The organism is Cupriavidus sp. L7L, assembly GCF_004353535.1.
Taxonomy (GTDB): Bacteria; Pseudomonadota; Gammaproteobacteria; order Burkholderiales; family Burkholderiaceae; genus Cupriavidus; species Cupriavidus oxalaticus_A.
The window spans coordinates 324,229-344,188 of record NZ_SMNY01000010.1 but is presented as its reverse complement, the minus strand read 5'-3'; the positions used below and the strand labels follow the sequence as shown (position 1 = coordinate 344,188).

Genomic DNA, 19,960 nt, shown 5'->3' with positions numbered 1-19,960 from the left:
GTACTTTTTTCCTCGCTTGCGGCACCGGCGCGGCATTGCGACGACCGCTGGGCGGCGCTTCGCCGGTGCCGCGGCGCTGGCACGGAAAGTGCCGCCGCTGCCATCAATTCCATTCCGGATGCCGTCATGGACGTCATGGAAATCCTGCTCGATATGGTGCGCCGCGCCGTGGGCGAAGGCGACGAGCTGCAGTGGTGGCAAGGCGCGGTGCGCGCCGCGGTGATCTTCATCGCCACGTGGGCCATGCTTCGGCTGGCGGGCCGCCGCGCCTTCGCGCAGAAGAGTTCGTTCGACCTGTGCATCGTGCTGCTGCTGGGCGCCGTGCTGTCACGCGCGGTGGTGGGCGCAACCTCGCTCACGGTGGCATTCGCGGCCGCACTCGTGCTGGTGCTGCTGCACCGGGCAGTGGGCTGGCTCTCGGGCCGCTATCCCGCGTTCGACCGCGCCACAGGCGGGTATGCGCTGGACCTGCTGCACCAGGGCCAGCTGGATCGCAAGCGGATCGGCCGTGCCATGCTTACCGAGGAAGACCTGAAGGCCAACCTGCGCGCTACGCTGCAGACCGACAGCTTTGCCGACCTGACGCGCGTCGTGCTGGAGCGCGACGGCAAGGTAACGTTCGTGCGCCGGTCCAAGGAGGATGAGCCGGCGAAGAACCATCCTGCCGCACCGGCAGCGCCGGCCGTCTCGCGCGGCAATGGCGTGCCGGTCCGGTCGCGGAGTCGGCGTCAATGACCCGACGCAACGCAGGCGCAGGCTCGGGCGATAACCGCGGCATCGCCCGTTACCTCAGGCGCCACGGCATCCACGTAGTGACCGCGGAATCCTGTACCGCGGGCCTGATTGCATCGCGCATCGCAGAAGTGCCTGGCTGCGGCGATGTCCTGTATTGCGCCATCGTCGCGTATTCGCCATCGGCGAAGGAGCAGTTGCTGCGCGTGCCGTCGGGAACCATCCGCCGGTACGGACTGACAAGCGAAGAAGTATCGCTCGCGATGGCGCTGGGCGCGATGCAGCTCACCGGCGTCGACCTGGCGCTGGCGAACACCGGCGTGGCCGACGACGGCGGCGACGGTGACACCCCGGCCGGCACGCAATGCTTTGCATGGGTCTTCCGCAGGCCTGGTCACGCCGGCCGTGCCGGCCGCGCCCTTGAGGACGCGCCCGCGGGCGTGGCGGTGTTCACGGAAACCCGCCGCTTTCCCGGCGAACGCAATGCCGTGCGGGAAGCCGCGGCGGATTGGGCGCTGGCCCGGATCTGCCATTACCACGAACTGGCGCGCCGCGGCGAAGGCAACCGCGCCGCGGCGCCCGATGAATTGCCGGACACGCCTGCGGGCGCAACGGCATAACCCAGGGCCCTGGGCCCGACCGACGTAGTCTTGCAATGGAGACCATCATGAAACGCACCCTCGCTACCACGGCACTGGTCGTCGGCACTGCGCTCTGCCTGCCGGCCTTCGCCCAACAGGCTCCGGCCTCGCCTACCGCGCCGAACCCGAGTGCGCCACCGATCGAAGGCGCCGGCGCCTCGCGTAACCAGCCGGCCGCCACCGACATGACCACGGCGCCGACCGACACCACCAAGGACACCGCCAAGAAGTCCAAGTCCAAATCCGGCAAGCAGGCCAACACCGCCCGCAGCAAGAAGCCACGCGAACAGGGCGCGCCGCCGGCACCGACCGCCGATGCGCCGAGCGGCCCGAAGGGCGATTCGCCGGACCCGGCGACCAAGCAGTAAGCGCATGCCGTTGCGCATGCATCGAGCGCATGCATTGGGCGCAATCGTGGCGGGGCTTCAGCGGACAGGCCCTCGCGCGACGGGCGCTGCTCAGTTATCCCCGCGCAGCGCCCGGGTCGCCTGCGCCAGCGCGGCGTCACGCTCGCGCTTGCGCCAGCGGTGGCAGCGCCACAGTTCTTCCAGGTAGGGCAGGCCGGCGAGCAAGACGACCGCGATGAACAGTCCGCCCAGATAGCCCGGCGGCAGCGCTACGGGCTTCCACGCCAGCGCCAGGCGCGCCGGTTCGCTGCCGGCGCCGAACAGCGCCAGGAATTGGCCCCAGTACATCACCACCACGTATGAGGCGGCAGCCATCGGCAGGACTTCGAGCAGGCTGTGCATATGCTGCTCGACTGGCGCGATATGGCGGCGCTTGCTGGCGTACTGCACGTCCCACCACGCCGTGGCTTCGTGGATCACGAGCGCCGCCAGGACGACGGCGATCACCAGCGCATTGACCTCCAGGAACAGCACCATCAGCAGCGGCAGGCCGACCTCGGCCAGCATCAGCATGTGCAGCAAGGACTCGCGCACGCCCGCGTTGCGCTCGATGTGCGTGAGGCGATGGCACAGCCAGTCGCCTGCGCCGGCCAGCAGCCACAGCGGCACCAGGCCATACATGAGCACCAGGCGCACGGCATGCTCGAAGGCTTGCAGGTCGGCAGAGGCGGCAGTGGGCATGGTGGGAGGAGTGTCCCGACGATGTTCCGATGGTGACCGGTCAGGTGACCGGTTACGCGCGCACCGGCTGCGCCCGGTATTGCTCGCGCAGCACGCGGAACAGCTCGTGGTTGACCTGCACGCCGCGATACTGGCGCCGCACTACCGCCCGCAGGCGCGAGCCCAGCACATGTGCACGCAGTGCGCGCGCATAGCGCCGTTGCACCGCCTGCTCGCCCTTGCTGACCGCGAGCAGGATGGCGCGGTCCGAGCGGTGCTTGCCGCTCCCGCCCCGACAGGCTGCCGCCGGCATGGCCTCCGGCACCTGCCCCAGTTCCAGCAGGCACGCCTGCAGTTCCTGCGCAGCCAATGCGAAGGCATTGGCGCGGCTGGTCAGCAGCGACTTGAGATGCGGGTTGGCGGCGGCGTGTGCGGCGCGCCGGCAATCGTGCTCGCCCTCGCGCGAGATCGCGATCAGCGCGTTGAGCACCAGGATCTTTTTCTTTGCCATCGCACACCTGCCTGGTCCGCGGCCGGACCCGTGAAGTCATCGATCGGGGCCGGCGGAGGCCGGCGGTTGCTGGCGGGCGCCCCGGACATGGCGCATGTCGGTGCGGGACAAGGATAGTGGCTCTGCGCCTGCGCTGCCAGTGCTGTCGCGCGGCGCGCCAAAGGCCTGGCGCGAAGACGCTTGCCAGGCCTTGCGTGTTTCGCGCATGCCGCGCAGGTTCATCACGACCAGCGCCAGCTGCAGCACGATCAGCGCATACGCATCACCGTGCCATCCCCACGCGATCCACAGCACGTTGCTGGCCAGGAACACCCAGAACCCCGCGCGACGCCGTCCAAGGGAGCGCGAACCCACCAGCCAGGTGGCCAGCACCGTCACCACCATCGCCGGCCATTGCGCGGCCTCCAGCCACCAGTCCATGCATGTTTCCCCGGTTGTCCGTCACGACACCGGGCAAGAAACGTACCGGGCAAAGCGCCTCCGCGCCGCATGGCCGGCGCGGCCACTTTCTTGCCATTGGTCATGACGTACCCGGTACTTTTTACAAGCGGTAGCGTCAGACGCACATTAGCCTTACGCCGGAAAATCCTTTGGCGCGGCGGGGCCCCGCCGCATATCTTCTATCGAGCGGGCGTGCTGGCACGCACTTCGCATGGCTTTGCCATCCCGCCGGCTGGCCGTGTGGCGCCGGGCGGGTCATTGTTGCTCCGCCGGAGCTGAAACCGGGAGGATTTTGTGCGGATCTGCCAGATCGACCTGACCGGAACCCCGGATGCCGACGAACGCGCCTTGCAACGCGTGGCCGCGCTGGGCTTCGACCACGTACTGATCGGCGGCTGGCCGCACCTGTCGGGGACTGACACGCTGGCGGCGTGCGCCCGGCATGGGCTCGCGGCGCTGCTCGACATCTCACTGGACCGCTACAGCGCCGATGGGGAAGGCGCTCCCGATCCCGCCTGGATCGATACCGCGGCCCCCGCCTTCGCCCCCCACGAAACCGACAATCATCTTCCCGGCGCACGCCTGCGCTGGCATGACCCGCAAGTGGCCGATGCCCTGGTGCAATGGTGGGCCGCGCGCCTGCGGCTGGCATGGGCCTCGGGCGCCGCCGGCTTCTGCTGCCGGGCGCCGGCGCGCGTGCCCGGCAGGCATTGGGCAACGCTGGCCGACACCCTGCGCAACCACGCCGCGCCGCCTGAAGCGCGCGGCACGCCGCTGCTGCTGGCGTGGACGCCCGGTCTGACCCCCGCCCAACTGGACGACCTCGCCCCCGCCGGCTTCGATGGCGCCTTCTGCTCGCTGCCGTGGTGGGACTTCCGCAGCGCCTGGCTGACCGAGGAAATCGCGCGGCTGCGCCGCTTCGGCCGCGTGCTGGCGGCTCCGGCGCTGACCCCTGCGAGCCAGGATGCGCTCAGCGCACGCCGCGCGCTGTGGACCGCCGCCGCCATCGGCGACGGCATCCTGGTGCCGGCCGGCTTCGAAACCGGCGGAACGCTGGCGCGCGACCCGCTCGCTCCGGATGGCGCCAGCCACGACGGGGCACCCTACGACATCACGCATGAACTGCTCGAAGCGACCACCTGGCTCGCCTCGCGCGACCCCGCGCCGGCGCTGGCGGTGCGGCTGCTGAGCGGCCCGGAAGCACCGCTGACAGTGCTGGCAAGGCTGCCAGCGCCGAACGGCCTGTGCGCGGACCCCGCCACGGGCAATGGCTTCGCCGAGCCGGATGACGCCGCGGCGTTGACGGTGGTCCTCAATCCCGACCCGATGAAGCCCGGCACGCTCGGCGCCGACCGCGTGCTGAGCGCGCTGCCGCATGCCAGCGCCCACCTCGAAGCCACACCGGGCGGACCCGGCGGCACGCTCGATGCCAGCAACCGGCTCGATGCGCTGGGGTCGATCACGCTTGCACCCGCCGACATCCGGTTGTTTGAAGCGCCGCCGGTGCCGCTGACCCGGCCCGGCATGCCGCGCGCCGACGCGCGCGCGCCGCACGGGCACGAGACCCTCACCGCAACCGGGCTGGGCAGCGTGGTCGCCGCCATGGAATCGCCGCGCATCGCCATCGAGCATATCGAACCCGCGTGCGACGACGGCCGCTTCGCCGTGCGGCGCGTGGTGGGCGAGCGCGTGGAAGTCAGCGCCGATATCTGGATGGACGGTCACGACAAGCTCGCCGCCGCGGTGCTGTGGCGTGCGCCTGGCGAGACCGACTGGCACGAAGCGCCCATGCGGCATGTGGTCAACGACCGCTGGCAAGGCAGCTTCCCGCTGGTGGCGCTGGGCCGGCATGAGTTCACGGTCGAAGCCTGGCGCGATCCCTATGCCAGCTGGCTCGATGAAATCGGCAAGAAGCGCGCGGCCGGCCTCAACGTCGGCCTGGAGACCGAGGAAGGCGCCCGGCTGATTGCCGACGCGCTGCTGCCGCCTGAAGGCAAAAAGGGCAAGAACGGCAACAAACGAAGCAAAGGCAATGGCCGGAAGAATGGCGAGGCCCCTCCCCCGGACAGCGAACTGTCCGCCATCGTCGACGAACTGACCGCCGCCGCGGGCGATGACCAGCGACGCCTGGAACTCCTTCTGTCCGCACGCACCGCTGCCGCCATGCAGGCCCACATGGCCACGCCGGCAGGCAGGCAGTTCGCCTCGCGCCACCCGGTGGCGCTGCCGGTGGAAGCCGACCGCCTCGCCGCCCGCTACGCCAGCTGGTACGAGCTGTTCCCGCGCTCGCAAAGCAATGATGCGCAGCGCCACGGCACCTTCGACGATGTCATCGCGCGGCTGCCCGCAATCCGCGCGATGGGCTTCGATGTGCTCTACTTCACGCCGATCCATCCCATCGGCCGCACCCACCGCAAGGGCCGCAACAACAGCCTGCGCGCCGAGCCCGGCGAACCGGGCAGCCCCTATGCAATCGGCGGCGAGGAAGGCGGGCATGATGCCTTGCATCCCGAGCTGGGCACGTTCGAAGACTTCCGCCGCCTGTGCAACGCCGCCGCGGCGAACGGCCTGGAGATCGCGCTCGATTTCGCAATCCAGTGCTCGCCCGACCACCCGTGGCTGAAAGACCATCCCGAATGGTTCGCGCACCGCCCCGACGGCTCGCTGCGCTACGCCGAGAACCCGCCCAAGAAGTACGAGGACATCGTCAACGTCGACTTCTACGCCGCGCCGCCCGCCGGCGCCGCGCTGTGGCAGGCGCTGCGCGACGTGGTGATGCTCTGGGCCGACCACGGCGTGCGCATCTTCCGCGTCGACAACCCGCACACCAAGCCGCTGCCATTCTGGGAATGGATGATCGCCGACGTGCGCGCGCACCACCCCGACACCATCTTCCTGGCCGAGGCCTTCACGCGGCCGAAGATGATGGCACGGCTGGCCAAGCTGGGCTTCAGCCAGTCGTACACCTACTTCACCTGGCGCAATACCAAGTGGGAGCTGACCGAGTACCTGACCGAGCTGACACAGGGCCCGCTGCGCGAATTCTTCCGCCCGCACTTCTTCGTCAATACGCCGGACATCAATCCCTATTTCCTGCACCACGGCGGCCGCCCCGCGTTCCTGATCCGCGCGGCGCTGGCCACGTTGCTGTCGGGGCTATGGGGCATGTACAACGGCTTCGAGCTGTGCGAGAGCGCGCCGTTCGTGCTCGACGGCAAGGTGCGCGAGGAATACCTCGACTCCGAGAAATACCAGCTGCGCGCCCGTGACTGGCACCAGCGCGGCAACATCGTCGCCGAGATCTCGCGCCTGAACGAGATCCGCGCCGGCCATCCCGCGCTGCAAAGCCACCTGGGGCTGCGCTTCTACCATGCCGGCAGCGATGCCGTGCTGTGGTTCGCGCGCTTCGTTCCGGGTACCGACTACCTGTTCGGCGACGACGTGCTGCTGGCAGCGGTCAACCTGGACCCGCGCAACGCGCACGACACCGATATCGAGCTGCCGCTGTGGGAGTGGGGCCTGCCCGACCATGCGCGCGTGGCCGTGCACGAGCTGATGCGCGGCCAGCGCTTCGAGCTGCAGGGCAAGCACCAGCGCATCCGCCTCGACCCCGCGCAACTGCCGTTCGCGGTATGGCACGTGCGCCCGCTGGACCGGCCGGCGCCGCGCCCCGCCGCCGCGCCGGCATCGCATGATCCGCATGGCGCCTGACCGGCATACGTGGAGACACGATGAAACGCCTCACCGAAACCGCCAGCGCCGCGCTGCTCAATGCCGATCCGCTCTGGTACAAGGACGCGGTTATCTACCAGCTGCACATCAAGTCGTTCTTCGATGCCAACGGCGACGGCGTGGGCGATTTCGCCGGATTGCTGGCCAAGCTCGACTACCTGGTCAACCTGGGCGTCGACACCATCTGGCTGCTGCCGTTCTACCCGTCGCCGCGCCGCGACGACGGCTACGACATCGCCGACTACCGCAACGTCCATCCCGACTACGGCACGCTGGCCGAGGCGCGCCGCTTTGTCACCGCGGCCCATGCGCGCGGGCTGCGCGTGATCACGGAGCTGGTCATCAACCACACCTCCGACCAGCACCCGTGGTTCCAGCGCGCGCGCAAGGCCAAGCCCGGCTCGGCCGCGCGCAGGTACTACGTCTGGTCCGACCATGACCAGTCCTACGCCGGCACGCGCATCATCTTCTGCGACACCGAGAAGTCCAACTGGAGCTGGGACCCCGTCGCCGGCGCGTACTTCTGGCACCGTTTCTATTCGCACCAGCCGGACCTGAACTTCGACAACCCGCAGGTGCTCAACGAAGTGCTGTCGGTGATGCGCTTCTGGCTCGACATGGGCATCGACGGGCTGCGGCTAGATGCGGTGCCATACCTGGTCGAGCGCGAGGGCACCAGCAACGAGAACCTGCCCGAGACCCACGCCGTCATCCGCAGCATCCGCGCGCATCTCGATGAGCACTTTCGCGGCCGCATGCTGCTGGCGGAGGCCAATATGTGGCCGGAAGACGCGCAGCAGTACTTTGGCCTGACCGGCCCCGAACCGGAAGGCGACGAATGCCACATGTGCTTCCACTTCCCGCTGATGCCGCGCATGTACATGGCCATCGCGCGCGAAGACCGCTTCCCGATCACCGACATCATGCGGCAGACGCCGGAGGTGCCGCCCAATTGCCAGTGGGCAATCTTCCTGCGCAACCACGACGAGCTTACACTCGAGATGGTGACCAGCAGCGAGCGCGACTACCTGTGGGAGGTCTACGCCACCGACCGGCGCGCGCGCATCAACCTGGGCATCCGCCGCCGGCTGGCGCCGCTGATGGAGCGCGACCGGCGCCGCATCGAGCTGATGAACAGCCTGCTGTTCTCGATGCCGGGCACGCCGGTGATCTATTACGGCGACGAGATCGGCATGGGCGACAACATCCACCTGGGCGACCGCGACGGCGTGCGCACGCCAATGCAGTGGTCGCCCGACCGCAACGGCGGCTTCTCGCATGCCGACCCCGAGCGGCTGGTGCTGCCGCCGCTGCAGGGGCCGCTGTACGGCTACGAGGCCGTCAACGTGGAGGCGCAGGCGCGCGACCCGCACTCGCTGCTCAACTGGATGCGCCGCATGCTGGCGCTGCGGCGCAAGCATCGCGCGTTTGGCCGCGGCACGCTGCGCTTCCTCTTTCCCGGCAACCGCAAGATCCTCGCCTACCTGCGCGAGTACGAGGGCGAGCACATCCTGTGCGTCGCCAACCTGTCGCGCGCGCCACAGGCGGTAGAGCTCGACCTGTCCACCTTCAACGGGCGCGTGCCGGTCGAGATGATGGGCGCCACGCCCTTCCCCGCAATCGGCACGCTGACGTACCTGCTGACGCTGCCGCCGTATGGCTTCTACTGGTTCGTACTGAGCGACGAGGCGCAGCCGCCGTCATGGCATGTGGAGGCGCCTGAGCAGATGCCGGACCAGATCACCCTTGTGATGCAGAACATCGGCCGCCCCGAACTGACCGACGCGTCGCGCCGCGCCCTGGCCACCGAGGTGCTGCCCCACTACATCAGCCGGCGCCGCTGGTTCGGCGGCAAGCACGAGCGCATCGAGCGCGTCGGCATGGCGTACCTGCTGCCGTTCACGCGCGGCAGCAACGGCGAGGATGTCTACCTCGGCGAAGTCGAGGTGGCACTGCCCGGACGCACCGAGCGCTACCAGCTGCCGGTCGGCATCCTGTGGGACCGCGAGAGCCCCGACGGCATGTCGCAGCTGGCGCACGGGCTGTCGATGGCGCGCGTGCGCCAGGGCAGCCGCGTGGGGCTGGCCACCGACGGCTTCGTGGTCGAGCCGTTCGCGCGCGAAGTGGTGCAGGCGCTGCGCAAAGGCGTGGAGCTGCAGGCCGGGCCGGACCGGATCCGCTTTCGCGCCGAACCGGGCCTGGCGGCGCTGGAACTGGAGCGCGACCCGATCGAGTGGATGTCGGCCGAGCAGTCGAACAGTTCGCTGTCGTACAACAGCACCGCGGTGCTCAAGCTGGTGCGGCGGCTGTCCGGCGGCATCCATCCCGAGGCCGAGATGACGCGCTACCTGACCGCGCAGGGCTATGCGCATGCGGCGCCGCTGCTGGGCGAAGTGGTGCGCACCGGCGCCGACGGCGTGCCGCATACGCTGATGCTGATGCAGGGCTATATCCTGAACCAGGGCAACGGCTGGGACTGGACCCTGGACTACCTGGGCCGCGCCATCGACGATGCGCTGCCGGCCAAGGAAAGCGAGGACGAGTTCGCCGAGGCCATGAACGGCTACGCCGCGATGGCGGGCACGCTGGGGCGGCGGCTGGCCGAGCTGCATGCGGTGCTTTCGCGCCCGACCGACGACGAGGCTTTCGCGCCGGTGCCCGCAACGGAATCCGACGCGCGCGACTGGGCCGCGCAGGCGCTGCAGGCGCTGGAGCGCGCGCTGGCGACGGTCGACCAGCGCGCCGACAGCGTACAGGGCTCGGTGCCGCAGACGTTCGACGCCGATGTGCAGACCCTGACGGCCGCGCGCGGCGAGCTGCCCGCGCTGGTCGAGCAACTGGCCAGGGCGGCGCCCGGCAGCCTGCAGACGCGCTTCCACGGCGACTTCCACCTGGGCCAGGTGCTGATCGCGCAGAGCGACACCTACCTGGTCGATTTCGAGGGCGAGCCGGGCAGGACGCTGGACTGGCGCCGGCGCAAGACCTCGCCGCTGCGCGACGTGGCCGGCCTGCTGCGCTCGCTCGACTATGCCGCCGCCACGGTCGGCACCGATCGCCAGGAACGCACCCATACCGAGCTGCCGCCGCAGCTGGCCGAACGCCGCGCGCTGCTGCTGGAGCGCTTCCGCAGCACCGCCAACGAGGCCTTCCTGCAATGCTACCGCCAGCATATGGAAGCTTCGCCCGCACCGTGGGTCGACCCCGCTCAGCTGCAGCCGCTGCTGGACCTGTTCCTGCTCGAACGCGCCGCCTACGAGGTCGACTACGAAGCCGCCAACCGGGTGGCGTGGATCGACCTGCCGGTCAGCGGGCTGGCGCGCCTGCTGCGCAAGCTGCTGGGGCAGCCGGGAGCCCAGCCATGACCGCCCCGACAACAACAACCCGCGGCGCTCCGCGCACCGGCATGCTGCCGGGACACGAACTCGATGCGCTGCTGGGCGCGCGCCACCACGACCCGTTCGCGGTGCTGGGCCCCCACCATGACGGCGACGGGCTGCTGGTGCGCGCCTGCCTGCCCGGCGCCGTGGCGGCGCAGCTTGCCGGCGCCGACGGCGCCACGCTCGCCGAGATGGAGCGGCTGCATCCCGGCGGCATTTTTGCCGCGCGCCTGCCCGGCAACGCGCATCGTGCCGCCGCGCCGGACTACCGCATCCGCGTGACCTGGCCGGACGGCACCGAGCAGTGCAGCGCCGACCCCTATGCCTTCGACCTGCTGCTGGGCGAACTGGACCTGCACCTGATCGCCGAGGGCCGCCATTTCGAGCTGGGCGAGTGCCTGGGCGCGCAATGGCAGCGGGTGGACGGCATCGATGGCGTGCGCTTCGCGGTGTGGGCGCCGAACGCGCGGCGCGTGTCCGTGATCGGCGAATTCAACGGCTGGCACCAGGCGCGCCATCCGATGCGGCTGCGCCACCCCAGCGGCATCTGGGAGCTGTTCGTGCCGGCCGCGCTGGGCGCCGGGCCGGGCAGCCGCTACAAGTACGACCTGCTCGACCCGCACGGCACCGAGCTGCCCGACAAGGCCGACCCGCTCGCGCTCGCCACCGAAGCGCCGCCGCAGACCGCCTCGGTCGTGACCGCGCCGGGCAAGGGCGCGCCGCCGTTCGAATGGCATGACGGCGACTGGATGGCGCGCCGCGAGGCCGCCGATCCCTACGCCCTGCCGATGTCGGTCTACGAAGTCCATGCCGGCTCGTGGCTGCTTGCCGCCAACGACAACCGCCATGGCTGGGACATCCTGGCCGACAGGCTGGTGCCGTACGTGCAGGAGCTCGGCTTCACGCATATCGAACTGCTGCCCATCACCGAACACCCCTTCGGCGGCTCGTGGGGCTACCAGCCGCTGTCGCTGTATGCGCCGACCGCGCGGCTGGGACCGCCGCAGGCCTTCGCCGCCTTTGTCGACCGCTGCCACCAGGCCGGCATCGGTGTGATCCTGGACTGGGTGCCGGCGCACTTCCCGACCGACCCGCACGGGCTTGCGCGCTTCGACGGCACCGCGCTCTACGAACACATGGATCCGCGCGAAGGCTTCCACCAGGACTGGAACACGCTGATCTACAACCTCGGCCGCAACGAGGTGCGCGGCTTCCTGCTGGCCGGCGCGCTGCACTGGCTGGAGCACTTCCACGCCGACGGGCTGCGCGTCGACGCGGTCGCTTCCATGCTCTACCGCGACTACAGCCGCGAGCCGGGGCAATGGGTGCCGAACCGCTACGGCGGCCGCGAGAACCTGGAGGCAGTCGCGTTCCTGCGCGAACTCAACAGCGTGGTCCATGAACGCTGCCCCGGTGCGCTGACCATCGCGGAGGAATCGACCGCGTGGCCCGGCGTCACCGCCAGCGTGGCCAGCGGCGGGCTGGGCTTCGACTTCAAGTGGAACATGGGCTGGATGCACGACACGCTGCGCTACCTCGGGCATGAGCCGGTACACCGCGCCTGGCATCACCAGGACATGACCTTCGGGCTGGTCTATGCGTGGTCCGAGGCCTTTGTGCTGCCGCTCTCGCACGACGAGGTCGTGCACGGCAAGGGCTCGATGCTGGGCAAGGTGCCCGGCGACCACTGGCAGCGCTTTGCCGGCCTGCGCGCCTACTACGGCTTCATGTGGACCCATCCCGGCAAGAAGCTGCTGTTCATGGGCAGCGAGCTGGCGCAGTGGCAGGAGTGGAACCACGACGCCGAACTCGACTGGGCGCTGCTGGACCACCCCATGCACCGCGGCATGCATACGCTGGTGCGCGACCTGAACCGGCTCTACCGCGAGCTGCCGGCGCTGCACGCGCTCGACCACAGCCCCGAGGGCTTCCAGTGGGTGGTCGGCGACGACAACCACAACAGCGTGTTCGCGTGGCTGCGCCGCGCCGCGCCGGGCAGCCGCGAGGTGGTGCTGGTGGTGGTCAACATGACGCCGGTGCCGCGCCAGGGCTACCGGGTCGGCGTACCCTTTGCCGGCACCTGGCACGAATGCCTGAACACCGACGCCGGGTGCTATGGCGGCAGCAATGTCGGCAACGGCGGCACGGTGACAGCCGTGGACGTGCCCTCGCACGGCCAGCCCGCCTCGCTGGCGCTGACGCTGCCGCCGCTGGCCACGCTCGTGCTGCGGCTCGAGCCGACTGCGGGTGCGCCAGGCACCACGACATGACCCGACCGTTCGCGAACCGGCTGCTGCCCGGCAAGCCGTACCCGCTGGGCGCCCACTGGGACGGGCTGGGGGTTAACTTCGCGGTGTTCTCGGCGCATGCTTCGCGCATCGACCTGTGCCTGTTCTCCGAGAACGGCCGCAAGGAACTGGCGCGCCTGCCGCTGCCGGAATGCACCGACGAGATCTGGCACGGCTACCTGCCCAATGCCGCGCTCGGCACGCTGTATGGCTACCGCGCGCACGGCCCCTACGATCCCGCGCACGGGCACCGCTTCAATCCGCACAAGCTGCTGCTGGACCCGTACGCGCGCCAGCTGAGCGGGCCGGTGCGCTGGGCCGACGTGCTGTTCGGCTACCGCCTGCAGAGCGCGCGCGGCGACCTGACGCCGGACCGCCGCGACAGCGCCCAGAGCATGCCCAAGGCGGTGGTGATCGACGAAAGCTTCCATTGGGGCGACGACCGCCCGCCCGCCGTGCCGTGGCCCGCCACCGTCATCTATGAAGCCCACCTGCGCGGCCTGTCGATGCTGCGCGACGACCTGTTGCCCAACCTGCGCGGCTCCTTCGCCTCGCTGTGCGACCCGCGCTTTATCGACCACCTGGTGCAGATGGGCATCACCACCGTGGAGCTGCTGCCGGTGCAAGCGATCCTGCAGGACCGCTTCCTGCTGGAGCGCGGGCTGCGCAACTACTGGGGCTACAACACCATGGCGTACTTCGCGCCGGAACCGGCCTACCTGGGCACCGGGCAGCTGCAGGAATGCAAGGTGGCAATGCGGCGCCTGCATGCAGCCGGCATCGAAGTGATCCTGGACGTGGTCTACAACCACACGTGCGAAGGCAACGAGCTGGGACCCACGGTATCGTGGCGCGGCCTGGACAACGCCAGCTACTACCGCCTGATGCCGGGCGACGGGCGCCACTACATCAACGACACCGGCTGCGGCAACACGCTCAACCTGTCGCACCCGCGCGTGCTGCAGATGGTGATGGACTCGCTGCGCTACTGGGTGGAGTGCTACCACGTGGACGGCTTCCGTTTCGACCTGGGCAGCACGCTCGGGCGCGAAGGCAACGGCTTCGACCAGGGCTCGGGCTTCTTCGATGCGCTGATGCAGGACCCGGTGCTGAGCCGCGTCAAGCTGATCTCGGAACCGTGGGACCTGGGCCCCGGCGGCTACCAGCTCGGCAACCACCCGCCCGGCTTTGCCGAGTGGAACGACAAGTTCCGCGACGCGGTGCGCCGCTTCTGGCGCGGCGACGCCGGCAAGCGCGGCGAACTGGCCGCGCGGCTGGCAGGCTCGGCCGACCTGTTCGACTGGCGCCACCGGCGCCCGTGGGCCAGCGTCAACTTCATCACCGCGCACGACGGCTTTACGCTGGCCGACCTGGTCAGCTACAGCGCCAAGCACAACGAGGCCAACGGCGAAGACAACCGCGACGGCACCGACGACAACGCCAGCGGCAACTGGAGCCCGGACGGCAGCGTCGAAGGCCCGACCGACGACCCCGAAATCCTGGAGCGCCGCAGCCGCGTGGCGCAAGCCCTGATGGCCACGCTGCTGCTCGCGCAAGGCACGCCGATGCTGACCGCCGGCGACGAATGGGGCCGCACCCAGCACGGCAACAACAACGCCTACTGCCAGGACAACGAGATCTCGTGGCTGGACTGGAAGCAGGCCCAGACGCCTGGTGCGCAGCCGCTGCAGCACATGGTGCGACGCCTGCTCGCGCTGCGCCGGCGGCTGCACGCGTTCACCGGCGACCGCTTCGCCCACGGACGCCAGGAACCGGCGCCCGGCATCGCCGACATTGCCTGGTTCGATATCGACGGCAATCCGCCCACCCCCGAGGAATGGGCCGACCCGGAAATCCGCACGCTGGCGCTGCGCCGCGCCGCCTCGCCGCCGCAGCCCGAGCGCCCGCAACTGGGCTCGCTGCCGGAAGAGGAGGGAGACGAGGACGATGCGCGCACCGTGCAGGTGACGCTGATGCTGCTCAACGCCGGTGAGGCCGACGCGTCGTTTTCGCTGCCCGCGCCCAGGCTGGCCTGGACCCTGCTCTTCGACAGCAGCCGGCCGGAAGCCACCGAGTCCGAGCTTGCCGGCGATCCGGTAGACGAAAGCCAGGTAGTGCCGGGGCATTCGCTGGTGCTGCTGGCTGCCCCGGCCCGCAGCCGCGAGAGCCCGCACCAGGAAAGCCCGCCGCTGGGCGCGCCGCAGGAAACACAGGAATGACCCGACGCATGCACCGCAGCGCAACACCGCCGCCAACGCTACTACAGAAGCTGGCGCTGCGCGCCGACCTGCAGCCGCACTGGACGGATGCCTGGAGCCAGCCCCGGATCGTGTCCGACGACGCGCTGCGGCGCGTGCTGGACGGCCTTGGCCTGCCCTGCGCCACCCCCGGCCAGTGCGAGGCCTCGCGCGCCTGGCTCGCGGCCGATGACGCCGCCCACACGCTGCCGCCGCTGGTCACGGCCGAGCGCGGCCAGCCGGTGGCGGTGCCGTGGCCGCACACGCTGCCGCAGCGCGCATACCGGCTGACGCTGGAAGATGGCGCCATCGTGAGCGGCACCGCCGTGCGCGCGCACGCAGACGGCAATCCGGCCGGCACCATGCTGCTGCCGCCGATCGACGTCTGCGGCTACCACCGGCTCGAACTGGGCGATGCGCAAACGGTGCTGGCAGTGGCACCGGCGCGCTGCTACGGCGTGGCGGACGCACTACGGCACGCCAACCGTGCAGCCACGGGCGCCGGCGCACGCCCCTGGGGGCTGGCGGTGCAGCTCTACAGCCTGCGCCGCGGCGCCGACTGCGGCATGGGCGACCTGACCGCGCTGGCCCGGTGCTGCGCCAGCGCCGCCGCCCTGCACGCCGACGCGGTCGCGATCAATCCGCTGCACGCCGGCTTTGCCGCGCTGCCGCAGCGGTACAGCCCGTATGCGCCCTCCAGCCGGCTGTTCCTGAACCCGCTCTACGCCGATCCCGCCGCGGTGTTCGGCCAGCAAGCGCTGGACGCGGCCATCGCGGCGCTCGGCATCGGCGAGCGACTGGCGGCACTGGAAGCGCTCACGGAAATCGACTGGATCGTGCTGGCGCCGCTGCGCTATGCCGTGCTGCACTGGCTCTGGCAGCGGCGCGAGACCCTGCTGCCACGCGCGGCGCTGGACGACTGCGCCGCCTTCCGCGCCCGCGGCGGCACGGCACTGCATGCGCATGCCTGCTATGAAGCGATCCAGGCGCAGCGGCTGGCCACGGCCAGCAATGGCATGAACCACGCATCGGCGCCGGACTGGCGCTGCTGGCCGGTCACGCTGCGCTCGCCCGCCGACGCCGCGGTGGCGGCCTTTGCCCGCGACCACGCCGACGACGTGGGCTACCACGCCTTCCTGCAATGGCTCGCCGCCGATGGCATGGCGCGTGCGCAGCGCGCCGCGCGCGACGCCGGCATGGCGGTTGGCGTGGTCTGCGACCTGGCGGTCGGCGCCGACCCGGGCGGCAGCCAGGCCTGGACCCGCCAGCAGGAAATACTGGCCGGCTTCCATGCCGGCGCGCCGCCGGACCTGTACAACCCGCTCGGCCAGGACTGGGGCGTGGCGGTGTTCACGCCGCGCGGCCTGCGCCAGAACGGCTATGCCGCCTTCCTGGAAATGCTGCGCGCCAACCTTTCCCATTGCGGCGGGCTGCGCATCGACCACGTGCTGGGCCTGGCGCGGATGTGGCTGGTGCCCGCGGGCGCATCCGCCAGTGACGGCGCCTACCTGCGCTACCCGCTCGAAGACCTGCTGCGGCTGGTGGCGCTGGAATCCTGGCGGCACCGCGCCATCATCATCGGCGAGAACCTCGGCACGGTCCCGCCCGAACTGAACGCGGCGCTGGCCGCGCGCGGCGTGCTCGGCATCGACGTGCTGTGGTTCCAGCGCGAGGAAGTGAAGGCGGCAGAGGCCGCGGCCGATCCGGCCACCGAAGCAGACCCCGCGCCGTTCCAGCCGCCCGCGCAGTGGCCGCCCGAAGCCATCGCCACCACGTCCACGCACGACCTGCCCACCGTCGCCGGCTGGTGGGCCGGACGCGACCTTGACTGGCGCGACCGGCTGAAGCTGCTCGCGCCCGGCGAATCCCTGGCGCAGGCCCAGGCAGGCCGCGCCCGCGAGCGCAGCGCGCTGTGGCGGGCGCTGAGCGACGCCGGGTTGTGCCACGGCCCGGAACCCGGTCCGGCGCACGCGCCGCTGGATGCCGTGCTGGCCTGGCTGGGTACCGCGCGCACGGCGCTGCGCGTGGTGCCGCTGGAAGATCTGCTGGGCGAGGCCGAGCAGCCCAACCTGCCCGGCACCACCAGCGTCCATCCCAACTGGCAGCGCCGGCTCGACCCCGACGTACGCGCGCTGGCCGACATGCCGGCGCTGCGCGCCCGGGCGCAATCGATCCGGCAAGCGGTTCGCAGTGGCCGCCACGGCACCCTGCATCCGCCGCCGCGCGGCTAGCCACCATGGAGGTGGCGCCGACCCCACCCGCGCCGCGATCCGGGCGCGCACCGTTCCCCCCATCCGCTAAGCTTGACCCACCAGCATGCGCAGGAGGTTCCGCCATGAAGGAAGTGATCCGGCCCGAGCACGCCGACGACACCCGTACCGCCCTGTCCGGCGCCAGCCTGCGCCGCGCGTTCCTGGACCACGTGTTCCATACCCAGGGCAAGCTGCCCGGCCACGCCAGCCAGAACGACCTCTACCAGGCCGCGGCGCATACCGTGCGCGACCGCCTGGTGCAGCGCTGGATCAGCACCGCCGAAGCCTACCTGGGCCAGCCTTCGCGCACTGTGGCCTACCTGTCGGCCGAGTTCCTGATGGGCCCGCACCTGGGCAACAACCTGATCAACCTCGGCATCTTCGACGAAGTGCACGAGGCCATGGCGGCGGCCGGGCTCGACCTCGACCGCATCCTGGAGCAGGAAGTCGAGCCGGGCCTCGGCAACGGCGGCCTGGGCCGTCTGGCGGCGTGCTTCATGGATTCGCTGGCGACGCTGGAGATCCCGGCGCTGGGCTACGGCATCCGTTACGAATACGGCATTTTCCAGCAAACCATCATGGACGGCATGCAGGTGGAGAAGACCGATACCTGGCTGCGCAACGGCAACCCGTGGGAGATCCAGCGCTCCGAATGGGCGGTGCAGGTGCGCCTGGGCGGCCACACCGAGCACTACACCGACGACCGCGGCCACTACCGCGTGCGCTGGGTGCCGGCCAAGACCGTTGCCGGCGTGCCCTTCGATTCGCCGATCCTGGGCTACCGCGTCAATACCGTGAACACGCTGCGGCTGTGGCGCGCCGATGCCACCGAGGCCTTCGACTTCCATACCTTCAACCGCGGCGACTACCTCGGCGCGGTGAGCAAGAAGGTGACGTCGGAGAACCTGACCAAGGTGCTCTACCCCAACGACGAAACCGCGCAGGGCAAGGAGTTGCGGCTGGAGCAGCAGTACTTCTTTGTCGCCTGCTCGCTGCAGGACATGCTGCGGCTGCTGGCCGTCGACGGCATCCCGGTGACGCGCTTCCACGAGAAGTTCGCGGTGCAGCTGAACGACACGCACCCGGCGGTAGGCATCGCGGAACTGATGCGGCTGCTGGTCGACGAGAACGACCTGCCATGGAACCAGGCCTGGGACATCACCCAGCGTGCCTTCGCCTACACCAACCACACGCTGCTGCCCGAGGCGCTGGAGCGCTGGCCGCTGCCGCTGTTCCAACGCGTGCTGCCGCGCCACCTGGAAATCATCCTGGAGATCAACGCGCGCTTCCTGGACGAGGTGCGCATCCGCTTCTACGGCGACGAATCGCGGCTGTCGCGGCTGTCGCTGATCGACGAGCACGGCGAGCGCAATGTGCGCATGGCCAACCTGGCGTGCGTCGGCAGCCATGCCATCAACGGCGTGGCCGAGCTGCACTCGCGGCTGATGCGCGAGGACGTGCTCAAGGATTTCTACGCGATGTGGCCGGAGAAATTCACCAGCATCACCAACGGCGTCACGCCGCGGCGCTGGCTTGCGCTGTCCAACCCGAGGCTGACGCGGCTGGTCACGGATGCGATCGGCGATGGCTGGATCTCCCACCTCGAACGCATCCGCGTGCTCGAGCCCTATGCCGACGACGCCGGCTTCCGCCGGCAATGGCAGGCGATGCGCCGCGCCAACAAGGAAGACCTGGCGCAGCTGATCCGCGACACCACCGGCGTGGTGGTGGACCCGTCGTCGATGTTCGATGTGATGGTCAAGCGCATCCACGAATACAAGCGCCAGCACCTGGCGGTGCTGCACGTGATCGCGCTGTACCACCGCATCAAGTCCGACGCGCACGCCGAGATCCAGCCGCGCACCTTCCTGTTCGGCGGCAAGGCCGCGCCGGGCTACGAATACGCCAAGCTGATGATCCGCTTCATCACCTCGGTCGCCGACGTGATCAACCGCGACCCGCAGGTGCGCGACCGGCTCAAGGTGGTGTTCCTGCCCAACTTCAACGTCACCTTCGGCCAGCGCATCTACCCGGCTGCGGACCTGTCCGAGCAGATCTCGCTGGCGGGCAAGGAAGCCTCCGGCACCGGCAACATGAAGTTCGCGATGAACGGCGCGCTCAACATCGGCACCATGGATGGCGCCAATATCGAACTGCGCGAGGCCGTCGGCAACGACAACTTTTTCCCGTTCGGCCTGACCGCGCCCGACGTCTATGCGCTGCGCGCGAGCGGCTACGACCCGGCCGCCTACTATCACGGCGACCCGCAACTGCGCGCGGTGATCGACCTGGTGCAGCAGGGATTCTTCTCGCGCGGCGATCCGGCGCTGTTCCGCCCGCTGTTCGATCCGCAGGCGGGGCACGATCCCTACCTGCTGCTGGCGGACTTCGCTTCCTATGTCGAATGCCAGCAGATCGTCTCCGACGCCTACGCCGACCCGGATCGCTGGCAACGCATGTCGGTACTGTCGTGCGCGCGTTCGGGCCGTTTTTCGTCGGACCGTGCCATCCGCGAATACTGCGAGCGCATCTGGAACGTCGGGCCGGTACCGGTGCGGCTGCTGCACCGTGCCAGCGGCGCGCCGTGGCAGGTTGATCCGGGTGCCCAGGGGCCGCGCGCGGCATAGCCATGCAGGCGCAAGACGCGCGCGCAGTGTGCGGTATCGCATGCGCGGGGCGCCG

12 protein-coding genes are annotated in these 19,960 nt (G+C 70.0%); 9 read left to right on the top strand and 3 right to left on the bottom strand.

Annotated elements, in window-relative coordinates:
- The first annotated feature begins 126 nt into the window (after positions 1-126).
- Genes E1J61_RS13255 through E1J61_RS13245 form a run of 3 tightly spaced genes read left to right on the top strand, consistent with a single transcriptional unit; the run spans position 127 to position 1,741 of the window.
- Complete coding sequence (locus E1J61_RS13255; protein ID WP_133094508.1) at positions 127-735, top strand: DUF421 domain-containing protein; 609 nt, start codon at positions 127-129, stop codon at positions 733-735.
- Complete coding sequence (locus tag E1J61_RS13250) at positions 732-1,352, top strand: CinA family protein (RefSeq protein WP_133094507.1); 621 nt, start codon at positions 732-734, stop codon at positions 1,350-1,352. The genes E1J61_RS13255 and E1J61_RS13250 overlap by 4 nt, the downstream gene beginning before the upstream one ends.
- Positions 1,353-1,399: 47 nt before the next feature.
- Positions 1,400-1,741, top strand: coding sequence for a hypothetical protein (locus E1J61_RS13245; protein ID WP_133094506.1), 342 nt, complete (start codon positions 1,400-1,402; stop codon positions 1,739-1,741).
- A gap of 90 nt (positions 1,742-1,831) precedes the next feature.
- Here the strand turns inward: E1J61_RS13245 and E1J61_RS13240 are convergent, their stop codons facing one another.
- The 3 genes from E1J61_RS13240 to E1J61_RS13230 are packed head-to-tail and all read right to left on the bottom strand — an operon-like array spanning position 1,832 to position 3,371.
- Positions 1,832-2,461, bottom strand: coding sequence for a diguanylate cyclase (locus E1J61_RS13240; protein WP_133094505.1), 630 nt, complete (start codon positions 2,459-2,461; stop codon positions 1,832-1,834).
- A 52-nt stretch (positions 2,462-2,513) separates the two neighbouring features.
- Positions 2,514-2,951: a PA2169 family four-helix-bundle protein gene (locus tag E1J61_RS13235; protein WP_133094504.1), complete on the bottom strand. Its 438-nt coding sequence runs from the start codon at positions 2,949-2,951 to the stop codon at positions 2,514-2,516.
- Positions 2,952-2,987: 36 nt separating this feature from the next.
- Complete coding sequence (locus tag E1J61_RS13230; protein ID WP_133094503.1) at positions 2,988-3,371, bottom strand: hypothetical protein; 384 nt, start codon at positions 3,369-3,371, stop codon at positions 2,988-2,990.
- 315 nt (positions 3,372-3,686) lie between these two features.
- On the opposite strand from E1J61_RS13230, the gene E1J61_RS13225 reads away from it, so the two are divergent.
- The 6 genes from E1J61_RS13225 (at position 3,687) to E1J61_RS13200 (ending at position 19,905) form a co-directional block, all read left to right on the top strand.
- Positions 3,687-7,103: an alpha-1,4-glucan--maltose-1-phosphate maltosyltransferase gene (locus E1J61_RS13225; protein ID WP_133094502.1), complete on the top strand. Its 3,417-nt coding sequence runs from the start codon at positions 3,687-3,689 to the stop codon at positions 7,101-7,103.
- 20 nt (positions 7,104-7,123) lie between these two features.
- A complete protein-coding gene (gene treS / locus E1J61_RS13220) occupies positions 7,124-10,486 on the top strand; it encodes a maltose alpha-D-glucosyltransferase (RefSeq protein ID WP_133094501.1) in 3,363 nt (1,120 codons plus the stop codon).
- Complete coding sequence (gene glgB / locus E1J61_RS13215; RefSeq protein WP_133094500.1) at positions 10,483-12,771, top strand: 1,4-alpha-glucan branching protein GlgB; 2,289 nt, start codon at positions 10,483-10,485, stop codon at positions 12,769-12,771. The genes treS and glgB overlap by 4 nt, the downstream gene beginning before the upstream one ends.
- The gene (glgX, locus tag E1J61_RS13210; protein ID WP_133094499.1) at positions 12,768-15,008 is read left to right on the top strand and encodes a glycogen debranching protein GlgX; all 2,241 of its coding nucleotides are present in this window, start codon (positions 12,768-12,770) and stop codon (positions 15,006-15,008) included. Before glgB ends, glgX begins: the two co-directional genes overlap by 4 nt.
- Complete coding sequence (gene malQ / locus E1J61_RS13205) at positions 15,005-17,257, top strand: 4-alpha-glucanotransferase (protein ID WP_133094498.1); 2,253 nt, start codon at positions 15,005-15,007, stop codon at positions 17,255-17,257. Before glgX ends, malQ begins: the two co-directional genes overlap by 4 nt.
- 104 nt (positions 17,258-17,361) lie before the next feature.
- A complete protein-coding gene (locus tag E1J61_RS13200) occupies positions 17,362-19,905 on the top strand; it encodes a glycogen/starch/alpha-glucan phosphorylase (RefSeq protein WP_133094497.1) in 2,544 nt (847 codons plus the stop codon).
- Positions 19,906-19,960: the final 55 nt, after the last annotated feature.

Coding starts and splice junctions, on each gene's coding strand:
- E1J61_RS13255 (WP_133094508.1), top strand. CDS start 127: ATGGACGTCATGGAAATCCTGCTCGATATGGTGCGCCGCGCCGTGGGC.
- E1J61_RS13250 (WP_133094507.1), top strand. CDS start 732: ATGACCCGACGCAACGCAGGCGCAGGCTCGGGCGATAACCGCGGCATC.
- E1J61_RS13245 (WP_133094506.1), top strand. CDS start 1,400: ATGAAACGCACCCTCGCTACCACGGCACTGGTCGTCGGCACTGCGCTC.
- E1J61_RS13240 (WP_133094505.1), bottom strand. CDS start 2,461: ATGCCCACTGCCGCCTCTGCCGACCTGCAAGCCTTCGAGCATGCCGTG.
- E1J61_RS13235 (WP_133094504.1), bottom strand. CDS start 2,951: ATGGCAAAGAAAAAGATCCTGGTGCTCAACGCGCTGATCGCGATCTCG.
- E1J61_RS13230 (WP_133094503.1), bottom strand. CDS start 3,371: ATGGACTGGTGGCTGGAGGCCGCGCAATGGCCGGCGATGGTGGTGACG.
- treS (WP_133094501.1), top strand. CDS start 7,124: ATGAAACGCCTCACCGAAACCGCCAGCGCCGCGCTGCTCAATGCCGAT.
- glgB (WP_133094500.1), top strand. CDS start 10,483: ATGACCGCCCCGACAACAACAACCCGCGGCGCTCCGCGCACCGGCATG.
- glgX (WP_133094499.1), top strand. CDS start 12,768: ATGACCCGACCGTTCGCGAACCGGCTGCTGCCCGGCAAGCCGTACCCG.
- malQ (WP_133094498.1), top strand. CDS start 15,005: ATGACCCGACGCATGCACCGCAGCGCAACACCGCCGCCAACGCTACTA.
- E1J61_RS13200 (WP_133094497.1), top strand. CDS start 17,362: ATGAAGGAAGTGATCCGGCCCGAGCACGCCGACGACACCCGTACCGCC.